General features: G+C 73.8%; 15 protein-coding genes. 10 read left to right on the plus strand and 5 right to left on the minus strand.

Annotated elements, in window-relative coordinates:
• The first annotated feature begins 26 nt into the window (after positions 1 to 26).
• Both glgB and ACA361_RS23060 read left to right on the plus strand, forming a co-directional pair.
• A complete protein-coding gene (gene glgB, locus ACA361_RS23055; RefSeq protein WP_375014848.1) occupies positions 27 to 2,282 on the plus strand; it encodes a 1,4-alpha-glucan branching protein GlgB in 2,256 nt (751 codons plus the stop codon).
• 10 nt (positions 2,283 to 2,292) lie between these two features.
• Positions 2,293 to 2,667, plus strand: a complete 375-nt coding sequence (locus tag ACA361_RS23060; RefSeq protein ID WP_375014850.1) for an ACT domain-containing protein — start codon at positions 2,293 to 2,295, stop codon at positions 2,665 to 2,667.
• Here the strand turns inward: ACA361_RS23060 and ACA361_RS23065 are convergent.
• Positions 2,664 to 3,524 carry an NUDIX domain-containing protein gene (locus tag ACA361_RS23065; protein ID WP_375014852.1) on the minus strand — a complete coding sequence of 287 codons (861 nt, stop codon included), beginning with the start codon at positions 3,522 to 3,524 and terminating at the stop codon, positions 2,664 to 2,666. The genes ACA361_RS23060 and ACA361_RS23065 overlap by 4 nt on opposite strands.
• Before the next feature lie 165 nt (positions 3,525 to 3,689).
• On the opposite strand from ACA361_RS23065, the gene ACA361_RS23070 reads away from it, so the two are divergent.
• The 6 genes from ACA361_RS23070 (at position 3,690) to ACA361_RS23095 (ending at position 8,482) form a co-directional block, all read left to right on the plus strand.
• A complete protein-coding gene (locus tag ACA361_RS23070) occupies positions 3,690 to 4,154 on the plus strand; it encodes a PaaI family thioesterase (RefSeq protein ID WP_375014854.1) in 465 nt (154 codons plus the stop codon).
• A gap of 17 nt (positions 4,155 to 4,171) precedes the next feature.
• The gene (gene sppA / locus ACA361_RS23075; protein WP_375014856.1) at positions 4,172 to 5,875 is read left to right on the plus strand and encodes a signal peptide peptidase SppA; all 1,704 of its coding nucleotides are present in this window, start codon (positions 4,172 to 4,174) and stop codon (positions 5,873 to 5,875) included.
• Positions 5,860 to 6,351 carry a flavin reductase family protein gene (locus tag ACA361_RS23080; protein ID WP_375014858.1) on the plus strand — a complete coding sequence of 164 codons (492 nt, stop codon included), beginning with the start codon at positions 5,860 to 5,862 and terminating at the stop codon, positions 6,349 to 6,351. Before sppA ends, ACA361_RS23080 begins: the two co-directional genes overlap by 16 nt.
• Before the next feature lie 105 nt (positions 6,352 to 6,456).
• Positions 6,457 to 7,200 (plus strand): hypothetical protein, encoded by a 744-nt coding sequence (locus tag ACA361_RS23085; protein WP_375014860.1) that lies wholly within the window; start codon positions 6,457 to 6,459, stop codon positions 7,198 to 7,200.
• Positions 7,201 to 7,332: 132 nt separating this feature from the next.
• Positions 7,333 to 7,794, plus strand: a complete 462-nt coding sequence (locus tag ACA361_RS23090; protein ID WP_375014862.1) for a nitroreductase family deazaflavin-dependent oxidoreductase — start codon at positions 7,333 to 7,335, stop codon at positions 7,792 to 7,794.
• 52 nt (positions 7,795 to 7,846) lie between these two features.
• Positions 7,847 to 8,482: a LysE family translocator gene (locus tag ACA361_RS23095; RefSeq protein ID WP_375014864.1), complete on the plus strand. Its 636-nt coding sequence runs from the start codon at positions 7,847 to 7,849 to the stop codon at positions 8,480 to 8,482.
• A gap of 4 nt (positions 8,483 to 8,486) precedes the next feature.
• Here the strand turns inward: ACA361_RS23095 and ACA361_RS23100 are convergent, their stop codons facing one another.
• Entirely contained in the window at positions 8,487 to 8,762 is a 276-nt protein-coding gene (locus tag ACA361_RS23100) for a hypothetical protein (RefSeq protein WP_375014866.1), read from the minus strand.
• A gap of 51 nt (positions 8,763 to 8,813) precedes the next feature.
• Here ACA361_RS23100 and ACA361_RS23105 point away from each other — a divergent pair, with 51 nt between their 5' ends.
• Positions 8,814 to 9,749: a helix-turn-helix domain-containing protein gene (locus ACA361_RS23105; RefSeq protein ID WP_375014868.1), complete on the plus strand. Its 936-nt coding sequence runs from the start codon at positions 8,814 to 8,816 to the stop codon at positions 9,747 to 9,749.
• Between the two features lie 78 nt (positions 9,750 to 9,827).
• Here ACA361_RS23105 and ACA361_RS23110 read toward each other — a convergent pair whose 3' ends face one another.
• From ACA361_RS23110 to ACA361_RS23120, 3 genes are all read right to left on the minus strand, one after another.
• The gene (locus ACA361_RS23110) at positions 9,828 to 10,493 is read right to left on the minus strand and encodes an HD domain-containing protein (protein ID WP_375014870.1); all 666 of its coding nucleotides are present in this window, start codon (positions 10,491 to 10,493) and stop codon (positions 9,828 to 9,830) included.
• Positions 10,494 to 10,574: 81 nt separating this feature from the next.
• Complete coding sequence (locus ACA361_RS23115; RefSeq protein WP_375014872.1) at positions 10,575 to 11,927, minus strand: Dyp-type peroxidase; 1,353 nt, start codon at positions 11,925 to 11,927, stop codon at positions 10,575 to 10,577.
• Positions 11,928 to 12,040: 113 nt separating this feature from the next.
• Positions 12,041 to 12,487 (minus strand): MarR family winged helix-turn-helix transcriptional regulator, encoded by a 447-nt coding sequence (locus ACA361_RS23120; protein WP_375014874.1) that lies wholly within the window; start codon positions 12,485 to 12,487, stop codon positions 12,041 to 12,043.
• A gap of 99 nt (positions 12,488 to 12,586) precedes the next feature.
• On the opposite strand from ACA361_RS23120, the gene ACA361_RS23125 reads away from it, so the two are divergent.
• Positions 12,587 to 13,195 carry a DJ-1/PfpI family protein gene (locus tag ACA361_RS23125; protein WP_375014876.1) on the plus strand — a complete coding sequence of 203 codons (609 nt, stop codon included), beginning with the start codon at positions 12,587 to 12,589 and terminating at the stop codon, positions 13,193 to 13,195.
• The last annotated feature ends 237 nt before the right edge of the window (positions 13,196 to 13,432 follow it).

Raw genomic sequence — 13,432 nt, forward strand, 5'->3', positions numbered from 1 at the left:
CCAGGGAACGAGGAGGCCGTTGTCTCATGGCACGGGTGACGCGCGAGGAGATCGACAAGCTGGTCGGGGGCGACCACCACGATCCGCACGGCGTCCTCGGCGCCCATCCGGGGCGGGACGGGGTGACGGTCCGCGCGCTGCGGCCGCTGGCCGAGACCGTCGAGGTCGTGCTGCCGAACGGCGACCGGCACAAGCTGCGCCACTTCCATGAGGGCCTGTTCACCGGGACGCTGCCGCCCGACGCGTCGCTGTCGGGCGCCGGGGAGAAGGACGCGCCGCTCGCCGTCCCCGACTACCGGCTCGCGGTGACGTACGGCAACGGCGTCGAGCTGGTCCAGGACGACCCGTACCGGCACCTGCCCACCCTCGGCGAGCTGGACCTGCACCTGATCAGCGAGGGCCGGCACGAGGAGCTGTGGCGGGCGCTGGGCGCGCGGGTCCGCACGTACGCGTCGGCGTTCGGCACGGTGACCGGCACCGGGTTCGCGGTGTGGGCGCCGACCGCGCGCGGCGTCCGGGTCGTGGGCGACTTCAACCACTGGGACGGCCGCGCGCACCCGATGCGCTCGCTCGGGTCGACGGGCGTCTGGGAGCTGTTCGTCCCCGGCGTCGGGGACGGCGACGTCTACAAGTTCGAGATCCTCGGCGCCGACGGGCAGTGGCGGATCAAGGCCGATCCGATGGCCGCGTACACCGAGACGCCGCCGGCGACCGGCTCGCGCGTGTTCACCTCCTCTTACGAGTGGGCCGACGGCGAGTGGATGGACCGCCGCAAGGAGCGCTCCTGGGTGAACGAGCCGATGAGCGTGTACGAGGTGCACCTCGGCTCGTGGCGGCCCGGCCTCGGCTACCGCGAGCTGGCCGAGGAGCTCACCCGGTACGTGTCCGACATGGGGTTCACGCACGTGGAGTTCCTGCCGGTGGCCGAGCACCCGTACGGGCCGTCCTGGGGCTACCAGGTCACCTCCTACTACGCGCCGACCTCGCGCTTCGGGGACCCCGACGACTTCCGGCACCTGGTGGACCGGCTGCACCAGGCGGGCATCGGCGTGCTGGTCGACTGGGTGCCCGCGCACTTCCCCAAGGACGAGTGGGCGCTGGCGCGCTTCGACGGCACGGCCCTGTACGAGCACGACGACCCGGCGCGCGGCGAGCACCCCGACTGGGGCACGCTGGTGTTCAACTTCGGCCGCGCCGAGGTGCGCAACTTCCTCGTCGCGAACGCCTGCTTCTGGCTGGAGGAGTTCCACGTCGACGGGCTGCGCGTGGACGCCGTCGCCTCGATGCTCTACCTCGACTACTCGCGCGAGCAGGGCGGCTGGACGCCCAACGTGTACGGCGGCCGGGAGAACCTGGAGGCCATCTCGTTCCTCCAGGAGATGAACGCGACCGCGTACAAGCGCAACCCGGGCGTCATGACGATCGCGGAGGAGTCGACCGCGTGGCCGGGGGTGTCCCGTCCCACCCACCTCGGCGGGCTCGGCTTCGGCTTCAAGTGGAACATGGGCTGGATGAACGACACGCTGGAGTACCTCCGGCACGAGCCGGTGTTCCGGCACTACCACCACAACGAGATCACGTTCTCGCTGGTGTACGCGTTCTCGGAGAACTACGTCCTGCCGCTGTCGCACGACGAGGTCGTCCACGGGAAGGGCTCGCTGCTGTCGAAGATGCCGGGCGACACGTGGCAGAAGTTCGCGGGGCTGCGGGCGCTGCTGGCGTACATGTGGTCGCATCCCGGCAAGCAGCTGCTGTTCATGGGCTGCGAGTTCGGGCAGGGCGCCGAGTGGGCCGAGGAGCGGCCGCTCGACTGGTGGCTGCTGGAGAACGCCGCCGAGGGCGCCGACCACCTCGGCGTCCAGAGGCTCGTCCGCGACCTCAACGCGTTCTACCGGTCCGAGCCCGCGCTGTGGACGCTCGACAGCGCCCCCGAGGGCTACCGCTGGATCGACGGCAACGACGCGGGCGGCAACACGCTCTCCTACCTGCGGTACGGAACGCCCGCGTCCGACGGCGCGCCGGCGCCCGTCATGGCCTGCGTCGTCAACTTCTCCGGCGGCCCGCACGAGGACTACCGGCTGGGGCTGCCGCACTCGGGCCCGTGGCGCGAGGTCCTCAACACCGACGCCTACGACTACGGCGGCAGCGGGGTCGGCAACATGGGCCGGATCGAGGCCGTGAACGAGCCGTGCCACGCCATGCCCGCCTCCGCGATCATGCGGGTGCCGCCGCTGGGCGCGGTGTTCCTCACCCCGGAGAGGAGCGCCGACGTCCCCGATTAGGCTGCGGGGCATGACTTCCCAGCGCCTGCGCATCGTCCCGTCGGTGTTCGTCATCGAGCACCTGCCGAACGCGACGTTCCCGGACGACGACGAGTGGATCGCGATGGTCCGCGCGCCCGAGGGCCTCACCCTGGTCCGCGAGGTGCCGCCGTTCGTGGAGGCCGAGCGCTGGGTCGGCTACTACGACGCCGTCCCGAGCGACCCGTCCGCGACCGGGCAGCTGGCGTCGGTCGTGGGCCCGCTGGCCGGCGCGGGCGTGCCGGTCTTCGTCGCCTCGACGTACCACGGTGACCTGGTCCTGGTCCCGGAGCACCGGGTGCCCGCCGCCACGGCGGCCCTCAAGGAGGCCGGGCACCGGATCGAGGAGGGCTCAGGGGGTTCCTAGAGGCAGCCGAGGAGCCAGCGGGGGCCGGTGACGTGCGCGCCGGCGGCCTCGCAGCGGGCCCGCAGCCCGCGGTCGGCGGTGACGACGAGGCGGACCGCGTCCGGGTCGGGCTCGCTCACCAGCTCCACGATCCGGTCGTCGCCGCTGTGCGGGGCCGCCACGACGCGCACGCCGTTCGCGGGCTCGTCCGCCACCCGCCGCGCCTCCCCCTCCACGACCAGCACGACCTCCGGGAAGTAGCTGTCGAACGGAAACGACTCCTTGGGCAGCCCCGACACGCCCTTCTCCAGGACGGCCAGGTCGTCGCGCAGCCGGGCGTTCGCCCCGGCGCGGTCCTTCCACCAGCCGTCGGCGCGGGCGCCCACGACGTTCGCGGCGTCCACGACCAGGACCAGCCGCTTCAGGCCCTCCCGCAGCAGCGGCCAGGACCGGGCGAACGGCTCGAACAGGCGCTTGCCGGTGACCTGGTCCAGCTCGACCCACGCGGCCTTGCTGGTCTCCCGGGACGCGGGCCGCACCTCGGCCGTCTCGGGCACCGAGCCGATCACGGAGACGAAGTTCCAGCCGCCGTGGTCCTCGATCCGGGTGCCGTGCACGGTCACGCTCGCGGGGTCGAGCGTGCACTCCTCGGCGGTCTCGCGGAGGGCTCCGGACACCGGGTCCTCGTGGCTGTGCAGCGCGCCGCCGAACATCCCCCACGTGCCGCCGCCGATGCCCCACCAGGCGCGCTGCTGGAGCAGCACCCGCATGACGCCGTCCGCGCCGCGGTGGTACGGCAGCAGCCCCGACGCGCCGAACCGTCCCCAGTGCGTGTGGCCCTGGGCGCACCGCGCGAAGCCGTCCCCGTCGCCTCCCATGAACGGCACCCTAACCCGTCGCCGATCTCCGCGCCGGGCGGCCGGCGGCGCCCGGTGATGGAGGGCCCGCTGATGAGGGGGGCGGTGATGAAGGGCACAGTGCCCGCGGCGCGGCGGGCGAATACGATTCGGTGCGGAAACGCCTGTCCAGAGGGGAAGCGAGAGTTGAGCGTCGACACCACCGATCCGTGGAACACGCTGACGGGGGCCGAGCTCATCCAGGCCATGGGCGAGGGCCGGTTCCCGGAGATCTCCGACATCAACCGCCACATCGGCCAGCGGATCCGCAGGGCCGAGCCCGGCCTGATCGAGATCGACTGGCGGCCCGGCGAGCACCTCACCAACCCCGGCGGAACGGTCCACGGCGGCTACATCGCGATGATCCTCGACAACGCGGTGTGCCTGGCCGGGTCCAGCACCGGCGAGCTGTTCATGCCGATGCTCACCCTCAGCCTCAACGTCGACTACCTGCGCGGCGTCCAGGCCGGCGCCGCGTACACCGTCACCGGCACCTGCGTGCACCCCGGCCGCACCCGGCTGGTCTCCAACGCCGTGATCACCGACGAGCGCGGGCGGCCCGTCGCCCAGGCGTCCGCGGCCGTCGTGCCCAACCAGGCGTTCGCGCGCTGAGCACATAGGCTGGGGCCATGGTGGACCCCGGAGCAGTCGTCAACGTCATCAAGCAGGCCCGCGACCGGCGCACCGCGCCGCTGATCCTGGAGCTCGACCTCACCGAGGGGATCGTCGAGACCGCCCCCTCCGACCCGGTGTCGGCGTTCCTCGCCATGCGCCGCGTCACGCTGCGCGACGTCCTGGACGGGCTCCGCAAGGCCCGTACCGACCCCCGGGTGAAGGCGCTGGTCGTCAAGGTGAGCGGCGGCATCGGCGTCGCGCTCACCCAGGAGGTCCGCGACGCCGTCCAGGCCGTCCGCGAGGCGGGCAAGCTCACCGTCGCGTGGGCCGAGACGTTCAGCGAGTCCGGCCGCGGCACCGTCCCCTACTACCTCGCCACCGGGTTCGACCGGATCTACCTCCAGCCGTCCGGGGACGTGGGCCTCACCGGCGTCGCGCTGGAGGAGCCGTTCCTCGCCGGGGCGTTCGAGAAGGCGGGCGTCCGGCCGCAGTTCGCCAAGCGGCACGAGTACAAGACGATGGCCAACACCTTCATGGAGAAGGCGTACACGCCGGAGCACGAGGAGTCGTCGCGGCGGCTGGTGGAGTCGTACGGCGAGCAGATCGTCGCCGCCATCGCCGCGGCCCGCGACATCCCCGCCGAGCGCGTCCAGGAGCTGATCGACCGCGGCCCGCTGCTCGCCGGCGAGGCGCTGGAGGCGGGGCTGGTCGACAAGCTGGCGTACCGCGACGAGGTGTACGCCGACGTCCGCGAGGAGGCCGGTCCCGAAGCGCAGCTGCGGTTCGTCGCCCGCTACAACCGCACCCACGGCCTCGCCCGCCGGCTGCCGTCCCCCGGCCGGCAGGACGCCGTCGCGCTGATCAACGGCCAGGGCCCGATCCGGCTCGGCCGCAGCGGCCGCGGCGGCCCGCTGCCCAGCCAGGGCCCCGCGATGGGCTCCGACACGATCGGCGCCGCCATCCGCGCCGCCGTGCGGGACGACTCCGTCAAGGCGATCGTCTTCCGCGTCAACAGCCCCGGCGGCTCCGCCGTCGCGTCCGACTCGATCTGGCGCGAGGTCGTGCTGGCCCGCAAGGCCGGCAAGCCCGTGATCGTCTCGATGGGGAACGTGGCCGCGTCCGGCGGCTACTACGTCGCGATGGCCGCCGACACCATCGTCGCCCAGCCCGGCACGCTCACCGGCTCGATCGGCGTCGTCGTCGGCAAGGCCGTGGTCAACGACCTGCTCGACCGCGTCGGCATCGGCATGGGCAGCGTCGCCGCCGGCGAGCACTCCCGGATGTTCAGCGCCACCAAGGAGTTCAGCGAGTCCGAGTGGGAGCGCGTCAACGCCTCCCTCGACCGCATCTACGAGGAGTTCACCGCCAAGGCCGCCGAGGGCCGCGGCATGTCGCGCGAGCGGATCCACGAGCTGGCCCGCGGCCGCGTCTGGACCGGCGCCGACGCGCACGAGAACGGCCTCGTCGACGAGCTCGGCGGCCTCGACCGGGCGCTGGAGCTGGCCCGCAAGCGCGGCGGCCTCGCCGCGGACGCGCCCGTCCGCTCGTTCCCGCACACCTCGCCGCTGGAGCGGCTGCGCCCGCCGGAGTCCAGCGACGACCGCACCGCCGCGTCCGCCCGCTTCGACGCCTGGGGCTCCCTCGGCGGCCTCGCCGCCCGGCTCGGCCTGCCCGCCGCCGGCCCGCTCACCCTGCCGGGGTCATGGGAAATCCGCTGACGCCGGGCGACTACACCGAGGCGGTCGCCGGTTTCGCCACCGGCGTCGTCGTGCTGACCGTCCGCGACGGCCGCGACGACCTCGGCACCACGGTCACCTCGTTCACGTCGGTCTCCCAGGAGCCGCCGATGGTCCTGGCGGGCGTCGCGTCCTCGTCCTACCTGGCCGAGGTCCTGACCCGCCGGGACCGCTGGGCGGCGACCGTCCTCAGCGCGCCGCAGCGCGCCCTCGCCGGCCGCTTCGCCGCCGAGGGCCGTCCCGGCGCCCGGATCCTGCTGGCGGGCGAGCCGCACCACCGGGGCGAGGCGTCCGGCGCCCTGATCCCGGAGAAGGGCGTCGCGGCGCTGGAATGCGAGACGCGGCACCGCGTCGAGGCCGGCGACCACACCCTCTTCGTCGCCGAGGTCCTGGCCGCCGACTACGCGACCCGCGACCGTCCCCCGCTGATCCGCGTGAACCGCCGCTACCTCGGCTGACCGCGGAGGGCCGCGGGGACGGCGCGCGTTCCTTCGTAGCGGACGCGGAGTGTCACAGGCCCGCCGTAGGCTGCCCGCCTCGCCCCCGACCGAAAGGACCCGGCCATGGGCGCCAAGACGGCACTCCTGGTTTTCGCCGACGGGCCGCCGGCCGACCTCCTGCGCGGCGTACCGGCGCCCTCACCGGAGGCGACCGCGAGCCTCGTCGCCCGGACGAACCCCGGCTGGGACGGAGCCACCATCGAAGGGCGGACCCTCCACGAGACCGTCTACCCACGCGAGGGGACCGTCTACGCGGGCTCGTTCCCGGCCGTCGACGTGCTCTGCGACCAGCAGGTCATGGTGGACCGCCCGTCCGAACTCCCCGACCATCTGCTGGAGGCCGGGGCGCACCGGCGCCGGACGGTCCTGCACGCCATGCACAGCGTGGTCGACTGGTTCGCGTACGCCGTGTGGGAGGACGGCACGCTCGTCCGCTCCCTGAGCCTGTCCCCCGCCGACGGCGTCATTGAGGACATCGGCGCCCCGCTCGACTTCGAGCGCCCGTACTGGGCGGGCGACCATCCCGTCGAGCCCGTCCCCGGGTGGCCCGGCGCCGATGAGCCGTACCCGCTGCCCTTCCACCCCCTCGTCCTCGGTGAGACCGCCCTGCGCGCGCTGCTCGGGTTCGTCGTCGAAGGGCGCCGGCTGCCCACCGACGTCGACCCCGAGGCCGTCGCGCTGGCCGGCTTCCAGGTGCCGGTCACCGACCCGATCACGCAGGAGGAGATCGACGAGTCCCGCAGGACGCACACGCTCCGGCGCTTCACGTACGGCCCGGACGGCACCCTCGTCCCGATCGAGGACTGACCCGCCCGCTTCGGCGAGGCGGCACCGCCCCGCGGAACGAGCAGGAACGGAGAAGCCCCGCCTCCAGGCCCGCGCCTAACGTGAAGGTCATGGACGCCGGTCCCACCCGCGGGACCGGCCTGGAGGTGGACGATGACGCAGAACCGGCAGGCGGGCCGCAGGCCCGGCACCCCCGGAGCCGTCTCGCGGTGGATGCAGCACCGCGCGAACGCCCGAGTGAACCGCAGGATCCGGCAGGGCAAGGGGACGACGATGGGCATGGACGTCCTGATCCTGCACACGGTGGGCGTCCGCAGCGGCGAACCGCGGGAGACGCCCGTCGCCTGGTACGCCGACGGCGACGACGCGCGCCTGATCGTCGCGTCGGGCGGCGGGAAGCGGAACCCGGACTGGTACGACAACCTGATGGCGAGCCCGGAGCGCGCCGCGATCGAGCTGGCCGGCCGCGACGCCGTACCGGTGACGCCGCGGCGGCTCGAAGGCCCCGACCGCGACCGCGCGTGGGAGCGCATCACCGCCGCCAACCCCCGGATGGCGAAGTACCAGAACAAGTCCGACCGCGTGTACCCGGTCCTGCGCCTCACCGCCCGCTGACGGCGCCCGGCCCGCAGCCGTTTCGGCCGTTCCTGCCGGTTAGCATGCACTCATGCTGATCGATCCCGGTGTGGCCGCGGCGTTCTGCCTCGCGGCGGTGGTGATGGCGCTGATCCCGGGCCCCGATCTGCTCTTCATCACCGCGACCGGGCTCGCGTCAGGGCCGCGCGCGGGGGCGCTCGCGGCGGCCGGCATGTCGGCCGGGCTGGCCGTCCACACCGCCGCGGCGGCGCTGGGGCTGGGCGCGCTGCTCCAGGCGTTCCCGACGGCGTTCAACGTCGTACGGATCCTGGGCGCCGCCTACCTGGTCTATCTCGCCGTCGTCTCGTTCCGGGCGGCCCGTTCCACGGCCGGGGAGACGATCGCGCCCGAACGCCGCCTCCCGGCCCGGCGCATCGTGGCCCGGGCCGCGCTGACCAACGTGGCCAACCCCAAGGTGATCGCGTTCTACCTGGCGTTCTTCCCGCAGTTCATCGACCCGGCCCGGGGGAACGTGACCGCGCAGTTCGTCGCCTTGGGGCTGCTGTTCATCGCGGTCGAGCTGGTCATCGTCGGCGCGTTCGGCCTCCTGGCGGGACGGCTGGGCGACTTCGTCCGCGGCCGCCCGTCCGTGCAGCGGTGGCTGCACCGCGTCTCCGGCACCGTCTTCGCCGCCCTGGCGGTGCGCCTGGCCGCCGACGCCCGGTAGGTCCTCAGTCGAGCGCCGTGTACTCCTCCGGCGGGTCGGCCAGCTCCGGGTGAGCAACCCAGTAGAGCCCCTTGTGGATCGTCAGCATCGCCCAGTGCCATGCCTCGTCATGGAAGACGAGCCCCCGGGACGGCGCGCCGTCCGGCTCGTACGGGTACATGTCCAGCGCCGCCGCCTCGGCCTCCCCGGCCGTGAGCCCGCCGTACCGGCGCATGACCCAGGCGTACCGCCGCCGCTCCCCTCGCAGGCACGCGACGTACTCCTCCTCGCTCCACACCATCACCGCACTGTAACCGCTGGCAGAAATGCCCGCCTGCGATAGATTTCCGCCATGGCCACACATCGTGTCGCGGTCCTCGCGCTGGACCGGGTGATCCCGTTCGACCTGGGCATCCCGATGCTGGTGTTCGCGGACCTGGAGCCGTACCGGACGACGCTGTGCGCGGCGAGCCCGGGCGACGTGGCGACGGCGGCGGGCTTCACCATGCGGGTGGACCGCGGGCCGGACGCGGCGCGCCGGGCCGACACGATCATCGTGCCCGGCTACGAGGCGGCCGGGCCGCCGGCGCCGCCCGTCCTGGACCTGCTGGCCAGGGCGCACGACCGGGGCGCGCGCGTCGTGTCGATCTGCACCGGGGCGTTCGCGCTCGCGGCGGCCGGGCTCCTGGACGGGCGCCGCGCCACGACCCACTGGCGGCACGCCGGCCGGCTCGCGGCGGAGTTCCCGCGTGTCCGGGTCGACCGGGACGCCCTCTACGTCGACGAGGGGACCGTGCTGACCTCGGCCGGCGTCTCGGCGGGCATCGACCTGTGCCTGCACATCGTCCGCTCCGACCTCGGGGCCCGGGTCGCCAACGACGTCGCCCGGGAGATCGTCGCCGCGCCGCACCGCGGCGGCGGCCAGTCGCAGTACATCCGGCGGAGCGTCCCGCCGGAGCGCGGCACCTCGCTGGCCGCCACCCGGGACTGGGCGCTCGAACGGCTCCGGCATCCGCTCACGGTCGCCGACCTCGCCCGGCACGCCGGGGTGTCCGAGCGCACCCTGGCCCGCCGGTTCGTCGCCGAGACCGGCGTCCCGCCGCTGCGCTGGCTGCTCGCCGCGCGCGTCGACCTCGCCCGCGAGCTGCTCGAACGCGGGGATCTGAGCGTCGCCCAGATCGCCGACCGCACCGGCCTCGGCACGGTGGCCAACCTCCGCACGCACTTCCGCAGGCTGGTCGGCACCTCCCCCGCCGACTACCGCCGGACGTTCACCGCCGCCGGCTGAGCGCCGACCCGTGGCGGGTTAACCGTGGCCGCGCCCGCGGGAGGGGTAAACCCCCCCCGGGGTCGACCGGGCGGCGGGTCAGTCGTTCCAGCGGGAGGCGGCTATCAGGCCGTCCTCGTACTCGGCGAGGCCGCCGGTGCCGCGCAGCCTCGCGATCTCCCCCGGGAGGCTGGCCGGCGGGGCCTTCTCCGGGCGCGCGTCGATCTGCTCGCCGATCGCGCCGAACAGGTGGCGCACGGTCGACAGCCGCGGGTACGCGCCGTGGATCGCCGCGGCCTCGGCGTCGGTGATGAAGTCCGCGCCCTGCGCGGTGACGTCGATGACGGTCCCGCCGTTCGCCAGCGCGCACACCGTGCCGCGCCGCTCGACGATCCCGAGCGAGGTGTGCAGCGCGATCGACTGCCAGACCGTGTCGACCGCCTCGGCGCCGAAGCCGCGCTCGGTCAGGAAGCGGGCGGCGAGGTCCGCGCCGTCCACCTCGAACCGCTGGACGCCGTTCCCCTCCTCGCTCAGCCCGACGTCGTGCAGCACGCACGCCAGGAACAGCAGTTCGGGGTCGTAGTCCTCGCCCGGCCGGAGGCCGCGGTGCCGGCCGAGGAGGCGCGCGAACAGGAAGCTGCGGATGCTGTGGTTGGCCAGGGGTTCGGTCTCGATGCGCTTGACCCAGTCCAGTGCCTCCCGCGCCACTTCGCTGTCGGGGAGGGACAGCAGGTCGCCGTCCGTGATGGTGGTGGTCTCGTCCATGGTGATCATCTTTCGCCGTGGCGGCGGCCCGGCCAAGTGGCTGGAATGCCAGCCTGCGATAGATTCCCGCCAACGGTACGGTCACCCGGAGAGCAGCCCGGCCGCCAGCCGCTGCCCGGGGCGCAGGCCCGGCGGGACGGCGAAGACGGCGCTGCCGGTGTGCCGGATGAAGGCGTTGAGCCGGTCCGATTCGGCCAGCTTGTGCTGGGCGCGGACGAACTCCGCCGGGTCGCTCAGGTAGGCGCAGAACAGCACGCCGCTGTCGTAGATGTCGTGGCCGCTGCCGGAGTGGCGCGGCATGTTCTCGCCGTGGTCGTGGTCCGCGCTCCCCTCGCCGTGGTCATGGCCCGCGGCGATCGGTTCGCTGATCGCCTGCACGGCGTAGTCGTAGTTGTAGGAACGGCGCAGCATCGGGACGTCCCGTACCAGCGCGACATGGGAGTCGGCAGGGATCAGCGGCTTGCCGTCCGGTCCCGTCCGGGCGAAGTCGGGGGTGCTGAACTCCCGCCCCCCGCTGAGCGGGGCGCCGTCGCCGCGCCGCCGCCCAATGACCTCGTCCTGGGTGCGCGCGGTGGAGGTGTCCCACTTGGGCAGATCCATGCGGATCTTGCGGAAGACCAGGTAGGTGCCGCCGGAGAACCAGGCCGGCTCGTCCGCGGCGGTGGACCAGAGGGCGCGGTCGAACGCGGCGCTCCCCGGGCGCGGGTTGGCGGTGCCGTCCTTGTGGCCGAACAGGTTGCGCGGGGTGGCGTCCCCGAACCCGCCCAGGAAGCCCTGCTGGCTCCAGCGCAGCCGGGCCAGGCCCGGGGCGCGGCTGCGCAGGGCGCGGAAGGCCCGGCTGATGGTCTGGAGGTCGTCGCCGCAGACCTGGACGAAGATCTCCCCGCCGCTCCAGGCCGCCTCCAGCCGGTCGCCGCGGAAGCCGGGAAGCGGAGCCAGCCGGCGGGGGCGGGCCCGTTCCCTGCCGATCCGTTCGAACAGCTCCGGGCCGAAGCCGAAGGTGACGGTCAGCCGGGCCGGGTCCAGGCCGTCCGCGATGCCGGAGTCCGGCGGCACGTCCGGCGCGGCGCCCGGCCTCGGCCCGGGCGGCAGCCCTCGCATGAGGCGCTCGGCGACGGCCGTCCACCATTCCGCCAGCTTCTGGAAGTTGGCGGCGACCTGCTCGGGCCGCAGCCGCCCGCCCTTCACCGGGTCGCTCGTCTCCAGGTCGAAGGCCGCGAAGAGCGCGTACCGCTGCTGCGGCGTGGCGATGCCCGGCTGGTGCTTTCCATGGAACGGCTCGACGCGCCGTCCGGCTCCCGCCGTGCCCGGTGGCGGCGCGTCGCGGCCGCCCGCCGCCAGTGCCCCGCCCGCCGCCGCGGCGGCTCCGGCGGTCGCCGCGAACGTGGTGATCGCGGCGCGCCGCGAGAAAGGACTTCCCGATCGCTCGGACATGAGACCCCCTGCTTGCCGTCCCTAACCTTCAGGTAACCTGAAGCCTAGGGCATCCTTCAGACGGCCTGAAGGTGGGGTCGGCCCATGAACGGGAGGTGATGCGTCGTGCCAGGTCAGGAAGCGGAACGGCCGGCGGCCGCGGCGCGCACCGCGTCCCCGATCCGGCGCCGGCCCGGATCGGCGTCCGGGCCGAACATCCGCGCGTCCACCTCGTCCACCGCCCGCTGGGCCGCCTCCAGAAGGCGCGCCCCCCGCGCGGTGATCTCGATCGTGGACGCCGAGCCCGCCCGGGCCGTGCGGTCGCGCACCAGCCCGGCCGCGGCGAGGGACTTCACCGCCCCGTGCACGCTCTGCACCGTGATCCCCGACATCCGCGCCAGCTCGCTGAACGACGCCCCCGGCACCCCGGCGATATGGCCGAGCAGCCCCAGCCTGGCGACGGTGAGGTCCAGCGGCGCCAGCACCGCGCTCAACTCGGCCTCGATCTGGCGCGCCAGCGCCAGCACCACGATCGAGGTACTGGTGACCGGCGCGGCGGGACGGCCGTTGTCGGTGCTCACCCCTCCAGTGTCCCGCAGACCGGCGCCCCGCGCGCCGCCGACACGTACCGGCGCCCGACCGTCCACCCGCAGCACCGGACCCGACTGGAAGCGAGCACCATGACCACCTACGGAATCCTCGTCTTCGACGAAGCCGAGGAACTCGACGTCACCGGACCCTGGGAGGTCCTCACCGCCTCGTCCCTGCTTCGCGGCGGCGCCGACACCACCGTCCTGATCGCCGAGCGCACCGGCCCCGTCCGCTGCGCCAAGGGCCTGCGGCTCCTGCCCGACCACACCCTCGACGACCACCCGCCCCTGGACGTCCTGGTGGTCCCCGGCGGCAGGGGCGCCCGCGAGGTCCAGCCGCACAACCCGGCCGTCACCGGCTGGATCGCCGAGACCGCCGAGACCACCGCCTGGACCGCCGGCGTGTGCACCGGCGCGTTCCTGCTGCACGCCGCCGGCCCGGCGCGCGGCCGCCGCGTGGCCACCCACTGGAACTACGAGGACGCCCTGGAGGCGCGCGGCGACGTCACCGTCGTCCGCGACGCCCGCTATGTCGTGGACGGCGACCTGCTCACCAGCCAGGGCGTCTCCGCCGGCATCGACAGCACCCTCTGGCTCGTCGGCCGCCTCCACGGCCGCGACCACGCCCGCGCCGTACGCCGCGTGATCCAGTACGAGCCCGCCCCGCCCTACCTGGCCGACGAGCCCCTCCCCGCCTGACGCCCGCCGACGAGGGCGCCCGCAGGCGTTGGCCTAATAGGTCATTCACGAAAGCCGGGGGCGGTCTCCGCTCTCGCGCAGCGAAGGTAAGGCGTCACGGTGGTCCGGGACTAGATCGTTGATGGGGGTTGCTGAGGGCGCGGTCAGTGGTCGTAGGCGGTCAGTGATCGCTTGGTCGGGGCGTCGATGAGCCAGTTGTGCCAGATCGCGGCGTTGAGGGCGCAGATGCGCTGGCAC

This window comes from Actinomadura sp. 21ATH (assembly GCF_041951345.1).
In the GTDB taxonomy this organism is placed as follows: domain Bacteria; phylum Actinomycetota; class Actinomycetes; order Streptosporangiales; family Streptosporangiaceae; genus Spirillospora.